An 18,927-nucleotide genomic window follows, 5' to 3' on the forward strand; every position below is an offset into this window, starting at 1 on the left:
TCGTCGGCTCGTTCGCGCCAGCGCCTCCCCTACCGCAATCCTCCAGGTCAGCCGCCCACCACCACGGGCCGTTCGCCTTTAAGTCAACTGCCCACCACCAAATGCCCGTTCTCTCGCGCACCCACTACCCACCGCCCGCTCATCCACCTGCTCCCACGTCAACCGCCCACCACCACTGGCCCGTTTGCCCGTGGCGTCAATCGCCCGTTCTTTCGCGCGCCCACCGCCACCGCTCACCCACTTGCTTCCGCGTCAACCGCCCGCCAGCACCGGCCCGTTCGCCTGTGCACCCGCCACCCACCGCCCACCCACCGCCTCCCACACCGACCGTCCACCACCACCCCGGCCACAGCCATGCCATCTCCGCGTACAACCACCAATCACGCCGAATCCTCGCAGGCACCCGATCTGCGGCTCGTGCTGCCGACCGTCGCCGCCTGGGGTGTCACGGTGCTGTTGCTCAGCAGCGACTCGCGTGCCACCACACCGCTGTTCTGCGGGGCCGCGGTGGCCGCCGTTGCGGCGGTGGCCCTGCTGCTGCTCTCGCGTGGCGGCGATCGGTCGCGCCGAGCTGCCGCGCTCGGAGCCGCTGTCCTGCTCACCGCAGCAGCGGCCACCACCTGCACCGTGCTGCGGACCGCCGACCTTTATCGCGGACCGATTCCCGCCCTGGCCCGAGCCGCGGCTGCGGCCAGCGATGCACCACTGAGCGGCACCGACACCGCCACCGAAACCCGCACCGACACCCGCAGCGACCCCGCCATCCCCACCACGGCCACCCCCGACGCCCACCCCGGGGCCGTCACCAAGCCACCGCCTGACACTGTGGTCACCGTCGAGCTGACCATCACCGGTGACCCGCGCCCCCGTACCTCGCGCGCCCATGGGGCTGACGCCGGCCGCCAACTCCTGCTTGTGGACGCCACCGTGGATCGCGTCACCATGGGCACCGGCACCGGCACCGGCGCGACCACCACGCGGACCAGCACCCCGATCACGCTGATCGTCCAGGAACGTGACGCGGCCTCCTGGCAGGGGCTGCTGCCGTCCGCCCGGGTGGCGGCTCTCGCGCGGGTGCTGCCGGCGAGCGACGAAGGCGGCGGTGACACGGCGGCCGCCCTGGTGGCCAAGGGACCGCCCCGGCTGCTGGCGCCGCCGAACTGGACGCAGCGCCTGGCAGGTCGGCTGCGCGCGGGGCTGCGGCGGGCGTGTGCGGAGCTGGCGCCGGATGCTCGCACCCTGCTGCCGGGCCTGGTGGTGGGCGACACCGAGGCGATGCCGGACGACCTCGCCCAGGCGTTCCAGAGCACCGACCTGGTCCACATCACCGCGGTAAGCGGCGCCAACCTCTCCATCGTGCTTGCTCTGCTGCTGGGCGCACCGACACGGTCGGGCACGACGGAGCGCGGCGGGTTGGCCTCCTTCCTTGGGATTCCGCTGCGGGTGGCCGCCCTGGTCGGGGTGGGCCTCACGGTTGCCTTCGTCATCCTCTGCCGACCGGAGCCGAGTGTTCTGCGCGCGGCGGCGACGGGACTGCTGAGCCTGCTCGCACTGGCGTTGGGCCGGCCGCGCCAGGCGCTCTCCGCGCTCGCCGCGGGCGTACTCACGCTGCTGCTGGTCGACCCGTTCCTGGCCCGGTCGTACGGGTTCCTGCTCTCGGTGCTCGCCACCGCCGGGCTGCTCACCCTCGGGCGCCGCTGGGCGAAGGCCCTGCACCAGCGCGGCTGGCCGCACGGCGTGGCGGAGGCGGTGGCCTGTACGGCGTCGGCGCAGGCGCTCTGCGCTCCGGCTGCCGTGCTGCTCGCACCGCGGATCAGCCTGGTCGGGATCCCCTGCAACCTGCTCGCCGAACTGGCGGTGATGCCGGCCACGTTGCTGGGTTTCGCGGCTCTCGCGGTGGCGCCGCTGTCCGGCGGGGTGGCCGCCTTCCTGGCGGGCATGGCCGGCTATCCGACGCAGTGGCTGGCCGCCGTCGCACGGGCCGGTGCGGCACTACCGGGGGCCGAGCTCGCCTGGACGCCGGGCTGGCGAGGCACGGTCACCCTGGCCCTGGGCGTCCTGGCTGCCTGCTACGCGGGTCGGTTGTTCTTCCCAGCGGACCCGGCTACCGCCGACCCGGACACCGGCAAGGCCAGCACCATCGCACCCAGCACCGCCGCACCCATCGCCCCCGCCAGCACCCCGCCCCGGTGAACCCCCGCACGCCCTCGCACCCCCGCACGCCCTCGCACCCCCGCGCTCCCTCCTCTCGCCGCCCACCGCCCCGCGTCCGCGTCGCAGGCTCCGCCTGGCGGTGGCCGTCGTGCTGGCGCTCGGTCTGGTGGTCCTGCTGCTGCGGCCGCCCGTGCTGGTGCGGATCGCGACGGGCTGGCCGCCGACGGGGGCCCGGCTGGTGATGTGCTCGGTGGGGCAAGGTGACCTGCTGGTGCTGCCGCTGGCCGGGCGGCCCGACACCGCCGTGGTGGTGGACGCGGGGCCGGATCCGACCGCCGCGGACGACTGCCTGCGGGACCTCGGAGTCACCCGGATCCCGCTGGTCCTGCTCACCCACTTCCACGCCGACCACAGTGCCGGCCTGCCCGGCGTGCTGCGCGGTCGTGCGGTCGGCGCGATCGAGACCACCACCCTGGCCGCGCCCGCCGCAGAGGCGGCCAAGGTCACCGCGCTGGCCGCGAGCGCCAGCGTCCCGTTGCTGCGGGCGGCGTCGGGGGAGCGGCGCACGGCCGCGCCCGAGCTCTCCTGGCAGGTGCTGTGGCCCAACGCCGCCTTCGATCCGGCGAGTTCGGGGCCCAATGACGCCAGCGTCAGCCTGCTGGTCACCGCCGGCGGGCTGCGGTTCGCCCTGCTCGGCGACCTCGAACCCACCGCCCAGGCGGAGTTGCTGCGCACCGCCCGCCCGGGGCCGGTGGACGTCCTGAAGGTGGCCCACCACGGCTCGGCCCACCAGGACTGGGCGCTCGCCAGGGCACTGCGCCCCCGCCTCGCCCTGATCAGTGTGGGCGCCGGCAATTCCTACGGCCATCCGTCACCGCGCACGGTCGACCGCCTGCGCGCCCTGGGGCCACCGTGCTGCGCACCGACCGCACCGGCGACATCGCCGTGCTGGGCAGCACCCCGGCCACCCTGCACGCGGTGATCCATTCACGCCTGGCGGGAGAGTAGCCTCCGCCGCTACCCGCTACCCGCTACCCGCTACCCGCTACCCGCCACCCACTACCCGATCGCCGCCCGCTGGTAGCTGCTGCCGTCCCTGTCCCGGGTCAGCAGCTTGGCCTCCACCAGGTAGCGACGCAGCGCGGAGTAGTCGTTGTGCACCGTCAGCAGTGCCTCGTTGACCTCGCGTTCGCTGTAGGGGCGGTCGGCGTCGAAGAGGGTCCGGGCCAGGTGGCGCAGCAACTGCTCGCGCCGGGCGGGCTTGCGCGGCACGGTAGTCAGCCGCCCGTCGGTGAAGAACGCGGTCAGACCGGCGGCCGGGTCAGAGGAATCGTCGATGGACATGCTCGGCAGCGTCCCTTGCCAACCGGCTCACCGGCAAAGGGTTTTCCATGCCCTGATCGACGCGGCACCGGGCACCCCGGCACTCCGACACACAGTCAACTTCGGACCCGCCCACCCGACACCCTGCCCCTCCCCGTAGCCGCCCGCACCCCGCACACTGGCCGGGCCGCGCGCCCTCCACGGAACCCGACCTGCCGAAGGGACCCCGCCATGGCCCGTTCCCCCCTCGCCCGCCGCCTGCGCGAGCTGGCCGCCGATCACGCAACCGCCGCCCGACTCGGCCTGCCCGCCGACGAGTACACCGAGCTGCGCGACGAGGCGGTGGCCGACCCTGACGGTCCCTCGCGGCGCCAACTGCTCGGCCGGGCCGCCGCGCTCGGTCTGGCCGTGGCCGCCGGGGGCTTGGCCGCCGCCCGTCCGGCCCGGGCGGCCGACCCGCGGGCCACCGCCGTGCCGAACCCGCGGGCCACCGCGCGGGCGACCGGCGGGGCGCCGCGGATCGCCGTCATCGGCGCCGGCATCTCCGGTCTGAACGCCGCGCTGACCCTGGCCGACAAGGGTGTTGCCGCCACCGTCTACGAGGCCAACCCGTCCCGGATCGGGGGCCGGATGTTCTCCGGTGGCAGCCCCTGGCACCCGGACCTGTGGGAGCAGGGCCAGGTCTCCGAGTACGGCGGTGAGTTGCTCGACACCGGCCATCACACGATGCTCCAGCTGTGCCAGCGGTTCGGCCTCGGCACCACCGCGGTGCGCCATGTCTACAGCGCCCAGGCGGACCAGGTCCTCTGGTTCCAGGGCGGCTACTACCCGCGCGCCCAGGCCGACCTCGACTTCAAGCCGGTCTGGCAGGCGATCCGGTCGGACATCCAGGCCGGCGGGTCGGCGCCCACCTGGGACAGCCACAACGCCGCCGCCGTCGCGCTGGACGGCATGACCGTCCGGGACTGGATCAACTCCCGTGTCCCGGGCGGTTGTGCGAGCCTGCTCGGGGCGTTCCTGGACGTGGCGTACAACGTGGAGTACGGCGCCGACACCACCGCGCAGTCCAGCTACGACCTGCTCGCGCTGCTGGGCTCGCAGGCCAATCCGGGCAGCTTCAACATCTGGGGCGGCAGCGACGAGCGCTACCACATCACCGGCGGCAACGACCAGGTGCCGCACGCCATCGCCGCCGCGCTGCCGGCCGGCACGGTGCAGCAGGGCTGGACCCTGACCGCCGTCGCCCGCAACGCCGACGGCACCCAGACCCTGGCGTTCGACCTGGACGGCGGCGGCACCCGCACCGTCACCGCCGACCACACCATCCTGGCCGTGCCGCTGCCGATCCTGCAGCAGCACATCGACCTCTCCGGGGCCGGCCTGGACGCCATGATGCGCGGGGTGCTGACCCATATGACGATGGGCGCCTGCACCAAGCTCAACATGCAGTTCCGCTCGCGCCCGTGGGCCGGCAGCGGCCCCTGGCCGGGGACCTCCGACGGCGAGTGCTTCAGCGACCAGGACTTCCAGCAGGCCTGGGACGTCACCCGCGGCCAGGCCGGCAGCGACGGGATCCTGGTGCAGTACGGCGGTGGCAGCCTGGCGCGATCGCTGACCCCGCCGACGGCCTTCACGGACGCGAGCACCCCGTACACAGCGGCCCTGGTGACCCGCTACCTCGCCCAGATCGAGCGGCTCTTCCCCGGCACCGGCGCCGCCTGGAACGGCCGGGCCACGCTCTCCGCCTGGCACCTGAACCCGTACTCCCACGGCGCCTACTCGTACTGGCCGACCGGCTATCTGACCAGCTACGCCGGCTACGAGGGCACCGCCCAGGGCAATCTGCACTTCGCGGGCGAGCACACCTCGTACAACTTCCAGGGGTACATGGAGGGAGGCGCCCAGGAGGGGGCCAGGGCGGCACAGGAGGTGCTCACCGCGATCGGAGCCTGACCCGCACCCGCACAACCGCGCACCCCCTCAGCACCGCGTCCCCACCGCACCCTCAGTACCGCGCCCCACCGCACCCTCAGCACCGCGCACCCCACCCCGGCGCGAGGCGGCTCAGCCGTCCTCGCGCCAGCCCTCGTGCTCGCCCGCCAACGCGTCCACGGCCGCCACGGTCGCCGGGTCCCAGCCCTCGGCGGGTTCCTCCAGCACCACCAGCCACTGGGCGTCCTCGGCGTCGTCCTCGCCGGCCAGGGCGTCGCGGACCAGCTCGAACGGGCCGAGCGCCGGCCACCGCTCGGCCAGCGCCTCGGCCACCTCCTCGGCCGCGTCGCGGTCGGCGAGCACCAGCAGCTGGCGGCCGGCGGGGGTGGTGGTTCGGTCATCGCGCGAGCTCATGGGGCCATTCTGGCGTCCGGACGCGCCAGGGCTGTCGGCGGCCCGTGGGATGCTGGTAGGCGATGGCCAGGAAGAGTGCACCCGATGACCTGCTCGCCCCGCTGACCCTCGCGGTCGGCCAGGAGGAGCTGCTGCTCGACCGCGCGGTCGCCCAGGTGGTAGCGGCGGCCAGGGCCGCCGACCCGGACACGGACGTGCGGGATCTCGCCCCCGGGGCCCTGCAGCCGGGCAGCCTGGCCGAGTTGACGACCCCGTCGCTGTTCGCCGAGCGCAAGGTGATCGTGGTCCGGGCCGCGCAGGATCTGGCGGCCGACTCGGTCAAGGAGCTCAAGGCCTACCTCGCGGCGCCGGCCGACGAGGTGATCGTGGTGCTGGTCCACGCCGGCGGCGCCAAGGGCAAGGGCCTGCTGGACGCGGCGCGCAAGGCGGGGGCCCGCGAGGTGCAGTGCGCCAAGCTGACCAAGGCGGGGGAGCGGGTCGCGTTCGTCCGCGGCGAGTTCAAGGCGCTCGGCCGCTCGGCCAGCCCGGAGGCCTGCCAGGCGCTGCTGGACGCGCTCGGCGGCGACCTGCGTGAGCTGGCGGCCGCCGCCAGCCAGTTGACCTCCGATGTCGAGGGTCCGATCGACGAGCGGGTGGTGGCCCGCTACTACAGCGGCCGGGCCGAGGCGACCGGCTTCGAGGTGGCCGACCTGGCGGTCACGGGCCGCGCGGCGGACGCACTGGAGCGGCTGCGCTGGGCGCTGGCGGTCGGCCAGCCGCCGACCGGCATCACCTACGCGCTGGCCTCCGGGGTGCGCAGCATCGGCCGGCTGGCGACCGCGGACCGCTCGATGCGCGCGGGCGACCTGGCCCGTGAGCTCGGCATGCCGCCGTGGAAGGTGGACCGGGTGCGCCAGCAGATGCGCGGTTGGACGGGCGACGGTGTGGCCGTCGCGCTGACCGCCATCGCCGAGGCCGACGCGGCCGTCAAGGGCGGTTCGGACGACCCCGCCTACGCCCTGGAGCGGGCCGTGGTCACCGTGGCCCGAGCCGCCCGCTCGGGCGCCCGCCAGTACTGACCGCCCGTACTGACCGCGCCGAGAACCGCACCGAACCGACCGCGTCGAGAACCGCGCCGAACCGACCGCGCCGAGAACCGCGCCGAACCGACCGCGCCGAGAACACCCCGGAACGCCGAGAGGCGCCGCGGTCCGTCCCGGGGAAGGGAGCGAACCGCGGCGCCTCTCGCTGAAGCATGTGCACCGCACCCGCGTGGCGAACGCAGGCCGCGTGCGGTGCGTGGTCGTGCGCGTCTCGGGAGCCCGGGTAGAGGGCCGGAGTCATCCCGCGACGGGGGTACCGAGAACGGTACTCAGCAGTCGTGCTGCTGCCGTGAGCGCGAAGCTCAGGCGGCGACCTGCTTGGTGATGGCCGACTTCTTGTTGGCGGCCTGGTTCTTGTGGATGACGCCCTTGCTCACGGCCTTGTCGAGCTTCTTCGAGGCGACGCGAGCGAGCTCAGCGGCCTTCTCGGTCTCGCCGGCGACAGAGGCCTCGCGGGCCTTGCGGAGCGCGGTCTTCAGCTCCGACTTGACGGCCTTGTTGCGCAGGCGCGCCTTCTCGTTGGTCTTGTTGCGCTTGATCTGGGACTTGATGTTCGCCACGAAAGTGCCTCAGTCTTGTCAGTCATCAGTGGAACAGGGTGTGCACCATCGCAGCGGGTCAGCTGAGAGGGCATGCCGAAGCGCGGTGCAGCCGCCAACGCTACCAGGGCCCACCCACGGCCCCAAACCGGCACCGAGTGCCGCCCGCGTGGGAAGATGGAGCAAGCCCTGGTTTCCTCATTGCCCAACAGGGCCCCTCGGGCAGGCGACAAAGTCGGCCCCGGACGACCACGGAGAATCGGACCAAGGTGCCCGCGACCCCTACCAACGTGCCAGAGCCCAGCCGTACCGACCCGGCGCTGATCCGCAACTTCTGCATCATCGCCCACATCGACCACGGCAAGTCGACGCTCGCCGACCGGATGCTGCAGATCACCGGCGTCGTCGACCCGCGGCAGATGCGTGCCCAGTACCTCGACCGCATGGACATCGAGCGTGAGCGCGGTATCACCATCAAGTCGCAGGCGGTCCGGTTGCCCTGGGCGCCGAACACCGGTGAGCACGCGGGTACCACGCACATCCTGAACATGATCGACACCCCCGGGCACGTCGACTTCACCTACGAGGTGTCCCGCTCCCTGGCGGCCTGCGAGGGCACCATCCTGGTGGTCGACGCGGCCCAGGGCATCGAGGCGCAGACCCTGGCCAACCTCTACCTGGCCCTGGAGAACGACCTCACGATCATCCCGGTGCTCAACAAGATCGACCTGCCGGCCGCCCAGCCCGAGAAGTACGCGGCCGAGATCGCGCACATCATCGGCTGCGACCCGGACGACGTGCTCAAGGTCAGCGCCAAGACCGGCCTGGGCGTCGAGGACCTGCTGGACCACGTGGTCGACCGGATCCCGGCTCCAGTCGGTGTCAAGGACGCCCCGGCCCGCGCGATGATCTTCGACTCGGTCTACGACTCCTACCGCGGCGTGGTCACCTACGTCCGTGTCGTCGACGGCCAGCTCACCAAGCGCGAGCGGATCTCGATGATGTCCACCGGCGCCACCCACGAGCTGCTGGAGATCGGCGTCATCTCGCCCGAGCCCAAGGTCGCGGACGGGCTCGGCGTCGGTGAGGTGGGCTACATCATCACCGGTGTGAAGGACGTCCGGCAGTCCAAGGTCGGTGACACCATCACCTCGATGCACAAGGGTGCGACCGAGGCGCTGGGCGGCTACAAGGACCCGCGCCCGATGGTGTTCTCCGGCCTCTACCCGCTGGACGGCTCGGACTACCCGCTGCTCCGCGACGCGCTGGACAAGCTGCGGCTGAACGACGCCGCGCTGGTCTACGAGCCGGAGACCTCGGTGGCGCTGGGCTTCGGCTACCGCTGCGGCTTCCTCGGCCTGCTCCACCTGGAGATCATCCGGGAGCGCCTGGAGCGCGAGTTCAACCTGGACCTGATCTCCACCGCGCCGAACGTGATCTACCGGGTGGTGATGGAGGACGGCACCGAGCACACCGTCACCAACCCGAGCGAGTTCCCGACCGGCAAGATCGCTGAGGTCTTCGAGCCCGTGGTGCGCGGCACCATCCTGGCGCCGAACGACTTCGTCGGCGCGATCATGGAGCTCTGCCAGGCCCGCCGCGGCAACCTGCAGGGGATGGACTACCTCTCCGAGGACCGGGTGGAGCTGCGCTACACGCTGCCGCTCGCGGAGATCGTCTTCGACTTCTTCGACCAGCTGAAGTCTAAGACCCGCGGCTACGGCTCCTTCGACTACGAGCCGATCGGCGAGCAGAGCGCCGAGCTGGTCAAGGTGGACATCCTGCTGCACGGTGACGCGGTGGACGCCTTCTCCGCCATCGTGCACAAGGACAAGGCCTACAACTACGGCGTCATGATGGCCGGCAAGCTGCAGAAGCTGATCCCGCGCCAGCAGTTCGAGGTGCCGATCCAGGCGGCCATCGGCTCCCGGGTGATCGCCCGTGAGACGGTCCGCGCGATCCGCAAGGACGTCCTCGCCAAGTGCTACGGCGGTGACATCTCGCGCAAGCGCAAGCTGCTGGAGAAGCAGAAGGAAGGCAAGAAGCGGATGAAGATGGTCGGCCGCGTGGAGGTCCCGCAGGAGGCCTTCATCGCCGCGCTGTCGACGGACGCCGAGGCTCCCAAGGACGCCAAGAAGTAACGCCGGCCCGTAGCACCGGCAGCAGACCAGAGGGGCCGTCGACCACCACCGTGGTCGACGGCCCCTCTGGCATGGGGAGTTACTCGGTCTCCGCCACCGCCTGCGCGAACTGCGCCTGGTAGAGCCGGGCGTAGGCGCCGCCCGCCTCGATCAGTTCGTCGTGCGAGCCCTGCTCGACGATCGAGCCGCTCTCCATCACCAGGATCACGTCGGCGTCGCGGATCGTGGAGAGCCGGTGCGCGATCACGAAGCTGGTCCGGCCGCTGCGCAGCCGGGCCATGGCGCGCTGGATCAGCACCTCGGTGCGGGTGTCCACCGAACTGGTCGCCTCGTCCAGCACCAGGATCGACGGCTGGGCCAGGAACGCCCGGGCGATGGTGATCAGCTGCTTCTCGCCGGCGCTGACCCCGGTGCCGTCGTCGTCGATCACGGTGTCGTAGCCGTCCGGCAGGGTCCGCACGAAGCGGTCCACGTGCGCGGCCCTGGCCGCCTCGATCACCTGCTCGCGGCTGGCGCCGGTGGAGCCGTAGGCGATGTTCTCGGCGATGGTGCCGCCGAACAGCCAGGTGTCCTGCAGCACCATGCCGATGCCGGAGCGCAGTTCCTCGCGGGACATCGCGGCGATGTCCACCCCGTCCAGGGTGATCCGGCCGCCGCTCACCTCGTAGAACCGCATCAGCAGGTTGACCATGGTGGTCTTGCCGGCGCCGGTCGGGCCGACGATGGCCACCGTCTGGCCCGGCTCCACTTTCAGGGTCAGCTCCTCGATCAGCGGCTTGTCCGCCTCGTAGCGGAACGCGACGTCCTCGAAGGAGACCAGGCCGCGCAGCTCCTCGGGCCGCTCGGGCCGCTGCGGGTCGGCGGACTGCTCCTCGGCGTCCAGCAGTTCGAAGACCCGCTCGGCCGAGGCGACGCCGGACTGCACCAGGTTGGCCATGCTGGCCACCTGGGTGAGCGGCTGGCTGAACTGCCGCGAGTACTGGATGAAGGCCTGCACGTCACCGATGGAGAGCGCGCCGCTGGCCACCCGCAGCCCGCCGACCACCGCGACCAGCACGTAGTTGAGGTTGCCGATGAAGAACATCGCGGGCTGGATGATCCCGGAGATGAACTGGGCCTTGAAGCTGGAGGCGTAGAGCGCCTCGTTCTCCCGCTCGAAGACCTCGGCGGCCTCCTTCTGCCGGCCGAATACCTTGACCAGGGTGTGGCCGGTGTACATCTCCTCGATGTGCGCGTTCAGCTTGCCGGTGGTCGCCCACTGGGCGACGAACTGCGGCTGCGCCTTCTTGCCGACCCGGGCCGCGACGACCACCGAGAGCGGCACCGAGATCAGCGCGATCAGCGCCAGCAGCCAGGAGATCCAGAACATCATCGCCAGCACACCGACCACGGTGAGCAGCGAGTTCACCAGCTGGCCCATGCTCTGCTGCATGGACTGGCCGATGTTGTCGATGTCATTGGTGACCCGGCTGAGCACCTCGCCGCGCGGCTGCTTGTCGAAGTAACTGAGCGGCAGCCGGGTGAGCTTGGCGTCCACCTCGGTGCGCAGCCGGTTGACGGTGCGGTTGATCACGCGGGCGGCGATCCGGCCCTGCACGATGCCGAAGACGGCGGAGGCGACGTAGATCAGCAGCACCCAGAGCAGCACGGTGCCGAGTGCGTTGTAGTCCATGCCCTGACCGGGCGTCAGGTGCAGGGTGCGGAGCAGCGCGGCGGTCTTGGAATTGCTGTGGGTCGCCGCGTCCAGCGCCTGCTGGGTGGGGAAGTGCGGGCCGAGCGCACCCTTGAGGATCAGATTGGTGGCGTTGCCGAGCAGCTTGGGAGCGGCCACCGCGCAGGCCACGCTGAACGCGCCGAGCAGCAGCATGCCGTAGATCGACACCCGCTCGGGCGGAGCAGGCCGAGCACCCGCTTGCTGCTGTTCTTGAAGTCGAGGGACTTCTCGGTGCCGGCGTTCATGAAGCGGCCGGGGCCGGGGCCGCCGCGCCGGGCCGCGGCCTCCTGGGAGCCGCCGGGCTTCTGCGGGGTGGTCACGCCGCCTCCTGCTCGGTGAGCTGGGAGAGCACGATCTCCCGGTACGTCGGATTGTCGGCCATCAGTTCGTGGTGGGTGCCGGTGCCGACCACGGCGCCCTCGTCCAGCACGATGATCCGGTCGGCGTCGCGGATGGTGCTCACCCGCTGCGCCACGATCACCACGGTGGCCTCGGCCGTCTCCAGGCTGAGCGCGGCGCGCAGCCGGGCGTCGGTGGCGTAGTCGAGGGCCGAGAAGGAGTCGTCGAAGAGGTAGATCTCCGGCCGGCGGACCAGGGTGCGGGCGATCGCCAGGCGCTGCCGCTGGCCGCCGGAGAAGTTGCTGCCGCCCTGGGCGACGGAGGCCTCCAGCCCGTCATCCAGCTTCTCGACGAAGTCCTTGGCCTGCGCCGTCTCCAGTGCGGCCCAGAGCTCCTCGTCGGTGGCGTCGGGGTGGCCGTAGCGCAGGTTGCTGGCGACGGTGCCGCTGAACAGGTACGGCTTCTGCGGCACCAGTCCGACGGTGCGGGCGAGCAGCTCGGGGGCGACCTCGCGGACGTCCACGCCGTTGACCAGCACCTGGCCGCCGGTGGCATCGAAGAGCCGGGGGACCAGGCCGAGCAGGGTGGTCTTGCCGCTGCCGGTGGAGCCGATCACCGCGGTGGTCTCGCCGGGGCGGGCGACCAGGTCGATGCCGTGCAGCACCGAGGCCTCGGCACCGGGGTAGCGGAAGTCGGCGGCGCGCAGCTCCAGGTGGCCGTGCGAGCGCAGCTCGGTGACCGGCGCGGTCGGCGGGACCACGCTGGATTCGGTGTCCAGCACCTCCACGACGCGCTCGGCGCAGACCTCGGCGCGCGGCACCATCATGAACATGAAGGTGGCCATCATGACGCTCATCAGGATCTGCATCAGATACGACTGAAACGCCATCAGGGCGCCGATCTGCATGTGGTTGCCGGCGATCCGCTGCGCGCCGAACCAGGAGACGGCGATCATCGAGACGTTCACCACCAGCATCACGCTGGGGAACATGAAGGCGAGGATCCGGCCGGTGCGCAGCGAGACCGAGGTCAGGTCGTCGTTGGCGACGCCGAACCGCTCCTGCTCGTGGTCGTCCTTGACGAAGGCCCGGATCACCCGGATACCGGTGATCTGCTCGCGCAGGACCCGGTTCACCTTGTCGATCTTCTCCTGCATGCTGCGGAAGGCGGGACGCAGCATCCGGACCAGCAGGGTGACGATGGCGCCCAGCAGCGGCACCAGGATCACCAGCAGGCTGGAGAGCGGCACGTCCTGGTTGAGCGCCATGATGATGCCGCCCACGCACATGATCGGCGCCGCCACCACCAGGGTGAAGCCCATCAGCAGCACCGTCTGGACTTGCTGGACGTCGTTGGTGGTGCGGGTGATCAGCGAGGGGGCGCCGAACTGGCCCAGCTCCCGCGCGGAGAACCGCTGCACCTGGCCGAAGACCGAGGCGCGGATGTCGCGGCCGACCGCCATCGCGGTGCGGGCGCCGTAGTAGACCGCGCCGACGGAGCAGACGGCCTGGGCGACCGTGACGGCGAGCATGACGCCGCCGGTCTGCATGATGTAGCCGGTGTCCCCCTTCACCACGCCGTTGTTGATGATGTCGGCGTTGAGAGTGGGCAGATAGAGCGCGGCTATCGTGGAGATCAGCTGGAGTAGCACCAGCAACAGGACGGATTGTTTGTAAGGCCCGAGATGGGCCTTCAGGAGTCGGATCAGCACTCGGACACTCTCGTTGTCGGCAGGAGGATTCGCACCCTCATTTTCGTATTTTTCTGGACCAGCTGGTGGGGCGTCTGTGCGATCCGCTGACAGTGCACGGCGGCTTCGGGTAATGCCGACTGCACTGCGTCCGCGCCGGAGTGCAAGACGGCTTGCCCTCTTAACAGCAGGGCCAGTTGGGCCTAGGCTGTCCGCAACCTTGTTACCCGCCAGTCAACTACTCGCCGGTTAACAAGCTGCCGGGCCGCCCACCCCCACCAGCGCCCGGCATCCCACCCTCGGCCACCAGGTCCCCGGAGGTCTCGTTGAGTACCGCGCAGTCCGTCATCGGCTCCGACACGATCGCCGGGCGCCCAGCCTCAGTGGCCCATGTGTTCCTCAGCAGGGTAGAGGCCACTCCCAACGCCGAGGCATACCGCTACCCAGCTCCAGTTGACGATCATGCGGCGGATGGCGCACCGGGCGCCGAGCAGTGGCGCACCCTGAGCTGGAAGCAGACCGCCGAGCGGGTGTTCGACATCGCCGCCGGCCTGCTGGACCTCGGGATCCAGGCCGAGGAGCGGGTGGCGCTGGCCTCCTCCACCCGGATCGAGTGGATCCTCGCCGACATGGGCGCGATGTGCGCCGGGGCCGCCGTCACCACCGTCTACCCGAGCACCAACGCCGACGAGACCGGCTACATCCTGGCAGACTCCGGCAGCCGGCTGCTGTTCGCCGAGAACGGCAAGCAGATGGACAAGGCGCTGGAGGAGCGGGCCAAGCTGCCCGACCTGGCCACCGTGGTCGTCTTCGACCTGCCGGGCGAGCCGCCGGCCGTCGAGGGGCTGACCGTCATCTCGCTGGCCGAGCTGGAGCAGCGCGGCGCGGCCCTGCGCAAGGGCGACCCGGAGGTGGTGCGGCGGGCGGTCGAGGCGATCACGCCGCAGCAGCTCGCCACCCTGGTCTACACCTCGGGCACCACCGGCCGCCCCAAGGGTGTCCGGCTGTCCCACGACACCTGGTCCTACCAGGCCGTCGCCCAGGCCGACAGCGGCCTGCTGCGCTCCGACGACGTGCAGTACATGTGGCTGCCGCTGGCCCACGTGTTCGGCAAGTCGCTGATCTCCGGCCAGGTCCACACCGGCCATGTGATGGCGGTGGACGGCCGGGTGGACCGGATCATCCACAACCTGCCGGCGATCAGGCCGACCACCATGGCCTCGGTGCCGCGGATCTTCGAGAAGGTCTACAACGGCATCGCCGGGCGGGCCCGGGCCGAGGGCGGCGCCAAGTACAAGATCTTCATGTGGGCGGCCAAGACGGCCCGGCAGTACGCCCACGCCGTCCAGGACAGCCGGGTCGCCACCGGCCGGGAGAGCGCGCCGCTCGGCCTGCGGCTCCAGCACGCGCTGGCCGACAAGCTGGTCTACGCCAAGATCCGGGCCGCGTTCGGCGGCCGGCTGCGCGGCTCGGTCTCCGGCAGCGCCGCGCTGGCCCCCGAGATCGCCTACTTCTTCGCCGGCGTCGGGGTGCCGATCCTGGAGGGCTACGGCCTCACCGAGACCAGCGCCGGCATCACGGTCAACCACGAGGAGGACTTCCGGGTCGGCACCGTCGGCGTGCCGCTGCCCGGCAGCGAGGTGCGGATCGCCGAGGACGGCGAGATCCTGCTGCGCGGCCCCGGCGTGATGATCGGCTACCACAACCTGCCCGAGCAGACCGCCGAGGTGCTGGAGGCGGACGGCTGGTTCCACACCGGCGACATCGGCGAGCTGGCCCAGGGCGGCTACCTGCGGATCACCGACCGCAAGAAGGACATGTTCAAGACCTCGGGCGGCAAGTACGTCGCGCCCAGCGAGATCGAGGGCAAGTTCAAGGCGGTCTGCCCGTTCGTCAGCAACATCCTGGTGATCGGCAACGGCCGCAACTTCTGCACCGCGCTGATCACGCTCGACGAGACGGTGATCATGCCCTGGGCCGCCGAGCACGGCATGAAGGGCCGCGGCTACGCCGAGGTGGTCACCTCCGCCGAGGTGCACACCCTGATCGAGGGCTTCGTGAAGCGCCTCAACGGCGACGTGCAGCGCTGGCAGACGCTCAAGAAGTTCACCATCCTGCCGCGCGACCTGGACATCGAGCACGGCGAGCTCACCCCGAGCCTGAAGATCAAGCGCCCGGTGGTCGAGAGGGCCTACGCCGACGCGGTGACCGAGATGTACGCGGGCGCCAACGAGGCCTGAGCCCCCGAGCCGGCCCGGATCCGGTACGGCTGTCGGGGTTCCGACGGCCGTACCGGACAATGGAGGCATGCCCTCCGCACTTCCCGACGGCGAACCCGTGCCGTCCGACGGTTCGTTGCCCGCCCACGCCCTCACCGGCCTGGGAGAGCGGCCGTTCGGCTTCTACCTGCACGTGCCGTACTGCGCCAGCCGCTGCGGCTACTGCGACTTCAACACCTACACCGCCACCGAGCTGCACGCCTCGGGCACGGTCGCCTCGCAGGAGACCTACGCGGCCAACCTGGTCGGCGAGATCCGCCAGGCCCGCACCGTGCTCGGCGAGGTCGAGCTGCCGGTGCAGACCGTCTTCCTGGGCGGCGGCACCCCGACCCTGCTGCCCGCCCGCGACCTGGTCGCCATGCTGGCCGCGATCCGCGAGGAGTTCGGCCTGGCCCCGGGCGCCGAGGTGACCACCGAGGCCAACCCGGAGTCCGTCACCCCGGCCTACCTGGCCGAGCTGCGCGAGGGCGGCTTCAACCGGATCTCCTTCGGCATGCAGAGCGCCCGTCCGCACGTGCTCAAGGTGCTCGACCGCCACCACACCCCGGGCCGCCCCGAGGCCTGTGTCGCCGAGGCCCGCGCGGCCGGCTTCGAGCACGTCAACCTGGACCTGATCTACGGCACCCCGGGGGAGTCCGACGACGACTGGCGGGCCTCCCTCGACGCCGCCATCGGCGCCGGCCCCGACCACGTCTCCGCCTACTCGCTGATCGTCGAGGAGGGCACCCGGCTGGCCGGCCGGATCAAGCGCGGCGAACTGCCGATGGTGGACGACGACGTGCACGCCGACCGCTACCTGATCGCCGAGCAGGCGCTCAGCGCCGCCGGCTACTCCTGGTACGAGGTCTCCAACTGGGCCACCACCGAGGCCGCCCGCTGCCGCCACAACGAGCTCTACTGGACCGGCGCCGACTGGTGGGGCGCCGGCCCCGGCGCGCACAGCCACGTCGGCGGGGTGCGCTGGTGGAACGCCAAGCACCCGGCCGCCTACGCCCAGGCCATCGCCGAGGGCCGCACCCCCGGCCAGGGCCGCGAACTCCTGGCCGCCGAGGACCGCCGCGTGGAGCGGATCCTCCTCGAACTGCGCCTGGTCGACGGCTGCCCGCTCGACCTGCTCACGCCCACGGGCCTGAAGGCCGCCGAACAGGCGCTCGCCGACGGCCTGCTGGACCCGGAGCCGTTCGCTGCGGGCCGGGCGGCGCTGACCCTGCGCGGGCGGCTGCTGGCGGACGCGGTGGTGCGTGACTTGGTGGACTGATAGTCGTTACGGTAGTAGCAGCCGTCCGAAGGAGCGTGCGATGACCGCCGTGGATGACCGCATGACGGGGATCTTCGAGAACCTTGAGGTTCCCGAGGGACTCAAGGCCGAGCTCCTGCGGGGGGAAATCGTGATGATGGCCGGGCCCGACTTGGTCCACAACCTCATCGTGGCCGAGATTCAGCGCCAAGTGCCGTACGCGCGTTGGCGCGCGATCGGGACGCAGGACCTGTCCTTCCCCGGAGATGGAAGCGAGCCGCAGCCGGATCTGGTGGTCTTCGAGCGCGGCGCCGTCGAGGAGCATGGGCGGCTGCTCCCCGCGCCGCTGGTCACCCTGGTCGTGGAGGTGGTTTCCAAGACCAGCGTTCACCGCGACTACCGGGTCAAGCGAGAGCTGTACGCGGAGGGTGGAATCGCCGCCTACCTCATCGTCGACCCGCTCAAGGGGGAGTGCCTCCTGCTCACCGGGCCGACCGGGGCAGCGGCCGGCGGAATCCCCGACTACCTGAACGAGCAGCCCAGCAAGTTCGGCGACCCGCTGGTCGTCGACGTCCTCGACCTGACCCTCGACACCAGCGAGTTCCGGACCTACTCCTGACCCGCCGCAACGAAGTCGATCAGCTCCTCCACCTTGCCCAGCAGCGCTGGCTCTAGGTCCTTGTACGAGCTCACCGAGGCCAGGATCCGCTTCCAGGCCGCCGGGGTGTCCACCGGCCAGCCCAGGCGGCGGCAGATGCCCTGCTTCCACTCCTCCTCGTACGGCACGTCGGGCCAGCCCGGGATGCCCACGCTGGACGGCTTGACGGCCTGCCAGATGTCGATGAACGGGTGGCCGACCACCAGGACGTCGGCACCCGTCACCCGCTGGGCGATCCGGTGCTCCTTGGTACCCGGGAGCAGGTGGTCCACCAGCACCCCCAGGCGGCGGCCGGCGCCGGGGGCGAACTCGGCCACGATGGCGGGCAGGTCGTCGATGCCCTCCAGGTACTCGACGACCACGCCCTCGATCCGCAGGTCATCGCCCCAGACCCGCTCGACCAGTTCGGCGTCGTGCCGGCCCTCCACGTAGATCCGCGACTCCCGCGCGACCCGGGCCCGCGCGCCGGGCACGGCGATCGAGCCGGAGGCGGTCCGGCCCGACCCCTTCGCCGGGGCCGGGCCGGCCGGGCGGACCAGGGTCACCGCCTTGCCGTCCAGCAGGAAGCCGCGCGGGACCATCGGGAAGACCCGGCGCTTGCCGAACCGGTCCTCCAAGGTGACGGTCAGCCCCTCGGCCGTCTTCTCGCAGCGCACCACCGCACCGCAGAAGCCGGTCGCGGCCTCCTCCACCACCAGGTCCCGCTCGGCGGCCACCTCGGGCGCGGGCGCCTGCTTCTTCCAGGGCGGGGTCAGATCAGGTCCGTAGTGCTTGCTGCGCATGCCGGAACTAAACCAGACGGCCCGTCAGCGCGCGGTCACAGCCCCGGCGCGCCCCAGACCGGGAACCAGCGGCTGAGGTCCTGCTCCACCCGCAGGTCGTTGGCCAGCATCCCCTTCATCTGCAGCTCCAGCGGGCTGTTGCGGCGCTCACCGCCGCCGGGCATCGGCGCGAACGGGTAGAAGGTGCCCCGCTTGTAGAGGTAGACCAGGCCCAGCGACTGGCCCTCGTCGTTCCTGAAGGTCACGATCGAGCAGAGGAGTTGCGGCCCGAAGCCGTTGGCCTCCAGCTCGCTGTTGACCGCGTGCAGGTCGTTGACCAGCTCGGGCAGCTCCTCCGGGAGGTGCCGGGCGAGCAGCCAGGAGTAGCCGTACTCGTCCCGGCTGGCCTCCACCGGCACACCGCCGTTGGGCGTGTCGGCGTCCAGCAGGGCCCGCACCTGCGCCTCCACCTCGTGGAAGGCGCCGCCCTCCACGGCGGCGAAGCAGACCGAGCCCAACCCGGTGGGGGTGAACCCGGCGGCGGCCTCCAGGGTGAGTGCCGCGGACGGGATGCCGAAGAGCTGGTCGAGGTCCGGCTTGACCGGCTTGCTGCGGCCCAGCAGGGCGTCCAGGAATCCCACGGATCGTTGCCTTCCGTTCGTGC

General features: G+C 71.4%; 14 protein-coding genes and 1 pseudogene. 8 read left to right on the forward strand and 7 right to left on the reverse strand.

Features of this window, described 5'->3' with window-relative positions; translation table 11 throughout:
- The first annotated feature begins 354 nt into the window (after positions 1-354).
- Together E6W39_RS28430 and E6W39_RS28435 are read left to right on the forward strand one after the other, a co-directional pair.
- The gene (locus tag E6W39_RS28430; protein WP_267286712.1) at positions 355-2,193 is read left to right on the forward strand and encodes a ComEC/Rec2 family competence protein; all 1,839 of its coding nucleotides are present in this window, start codon (positions 355-357) and stop codon (positions 2,191-2,193) included.
- Positions 2,194-2,290: 97 nt separating this feature from the next.
- Positions 2,291-3,162 (forward strand): annotated as a pseudogene (locus E6W39_RS28435) (ComEC/Rec2 family competence protein); the annotation flags it as partial.
- A gap of 51 nt (positions 3,163-3,213) precedes the next feature.
- Here E6W39_RS28435 and E6W39_RS28440 read toward each other — a convergent pair.
- Positions 3,214-3,498 (reverse strand): DUF2087 domain-containing protein, encoded by a 285-nt coding sequence (locus tag E6W39_RS28440; RefSeq protein ID WP_141635922.1) that lies wholly within the window; start codon positions 3,496-3,498, stop codon positions 3,214-3,216.
- A 210-nt stretch (positions 3,499-3,708) separates the two neighbouring features.
- Here E6W39_RS28440 and E6W39_RS28445 point away from each other — a divergent pair, with 210 nt between their 5' ends.
- The gene (locus E6W39_RS28445) at positions 3,709-5,430 is read left to right on the forward strand and encodes a flavin monoamine oxidase family protein (protein ID WP_141635923.1); all 1,722 of its coding nucleotides are present in this window, start codon (positions 3,709-3,711) and stop codon (positions 5,428-5,430) included.
- Between the two features lie 111 nt (positions 5,431-5,541).
- On the opposite strand, the gene E6W39_RS28450 is transcribed toward E6W39_RS28445, so the two are convergent.
- Positions 5,542-5,823 (reverse strand): hypothetical protein, encoded by a 282-nt coding sequence (locus E6W39_RS28450; RefSeq protein ID WP_141635924.1) that lies wholly within the window; start codon positions 5,821-5,823, stop codon positions 5,542-5,544.
- Positions 5,824-5,885: 62 nt separating this feature from the next.
- Between E6W39_RS28450 and holA the strand changes: the two genes are divergently transcribed.
- Positions 5,886-6,881: a DNA polymerase III subunit delta gene (gene holA / locus E6W39_RS28455; RefSeq protein WP_141635925.1), complete on the forward strand. Its 996-nt coding sequence runs from the start codon at positions 5,886-5,888 to the stop codon at positions 6,879-6,881.
- 326 nt (positions 6,882-7,207) lie between these two features.
- Here the strand turns inward: holA and rpsT are convergent, their stop codons facing one another.
- Positions 7,208-7,465: a 30S ribosomal protein S20 gene (gene rpsT, locus E6W39_RS28460; RefSeq protein WP_101380263.1), complete on the reverse strand. Its 258-nt coding sequence runs from the start codon at positions 7,463-7,465 to the stop codon at positions 7,208-7,210.
- A 248-nt stretch (positions 7,466-7,713) separates the two neighbouring features.
- Between rpsT and lepA the strand changes: the two genes are divergently transcribed.
- On the forward strand, positions 7,714-9,585 hold the full coding sequence (gene lepA / locus E6W39_RS28465; protein WP_141635926.1) for a translation elongation factor 4: 1,872 nt from the start codon (positions 7,714-7,716) through the stop codon (positions 9,583-9,585).
- A gap of 79 nt (positions 9,586-9,664) precedes the next feature.
- Here lepA and E6W39_RS28470 read toward each other — a convergent pair whose 3' ends face one another.
- Together E6W39_RS28470 and E6W39_RS28475 are read right to left on the reverse strand one after the other, a co-directional pair.
- Positions 9,665-11,467 (reverse strand): ABC transporter ATP-binding protein, encoded by a 1,803-nt coding sequence (locus E6W39_RS28470; RefSeq protein WP_407658489.1) that lies wholly within the window; start codon positions 11,465-11,467, stop codon positions 9,665-9,667.
- Positions 11,468-11,615: 148 nt separating this feature from the next.
- A complete protein-coding gene (locus E6W39_RS28475) occupies positions 11,616-13,349 on the reverse strand; it encodes an ABC transporter ATP-binding protein (protein WP_141635927.1) in 1,734 nt (577 codons plus the stop codon).
- 305 nt (positions 13,350-13,654) lie between these two features.
- Here E6W39_RS28475 and E6W39_RS28480 point away from each other — a divergent pair, with 305 nt between their 5' ends.
- From E6W39_RS28480 to E6W39_RS28490, 3 genes are all read left to right on the forward strand, one after another.
- Positions 13,655-15,568: an AMP-dependent synthetase/ligase gene (locus tag E6W39_RS28480; RefSeq protein ID WP_141635928.1), complete on the forward strand. Its 1,914-nt coding sequence runs from the start codon at positions 13,655-13,657 to the stop codon at positions 15,566-15,568.
- A gap of 67 nt (positions 15,569-15,635) precedes the next feature.
- Positions 15,636-16,865: a radical SAM family heme chaperone HemW gene (hemW, locus tag E6W39_RS28485; protein WP_141635929.1), complete on the forward strand. Its 1,230-nt coding sequence runs from the start codon at positions 15,636-15,638 to the stop codon at positions 16,863-16,865.
- Positions 16,866-16,905: 40 nt separating this feature from the next.
- Positions 16,906-17,463, forward strand: a complete 558-nt coding sequence (locus tag E6W39_RS28490; RefSeq protein WP_141635930.1) for a Uma2 family endonuclease — start codon at positions 16,906-16,908, stop codon at positions 17,461-17,463.
- Here E6W39_RS28490 and E6W39_RS28495 read toward each other — a convergent pair.
- The gene (locus tag E6W39_RS28495; RefSeq protein ID WP_141635931.1) at positions 17,454-18,284 is read right to left on the reverse strand and encodes a DUF3097 domain-containing protein; all 831 of its coding nucleotides are present in this window, start codon (positions 18,282-18,284) and stop codon (positions 17,454-17,456) included. The genes E6W39_RS28490 and E6W39_RS28495 overlap by 10 nt on opposite strands.
- A 35-nt stretch (positions 18,285-18,319) precedes the next feature.
- A complete protein-coding gene (gene pspAB, locus E6W39_RS28500) occupies positions 18,320-18,904 on the reverse strand; it encodes a PspA-associated protein PspAB (protein ID WP_141635932.1) in 585 nt (194 codons plus the stop codon).
- Positions 18,905-18,927 lie beyond the last annotated feature (23 nt).

This window comes from Kitasatospora acidiphila, assembly GCF_006636205.1.
Taxonomy (GTDB): Bacteria; Actinomycetota; Actinomycetes; order Streptomycetales; family Streptomycetaceae; genus Kitasatospora; species Kitasatospora acidiphila.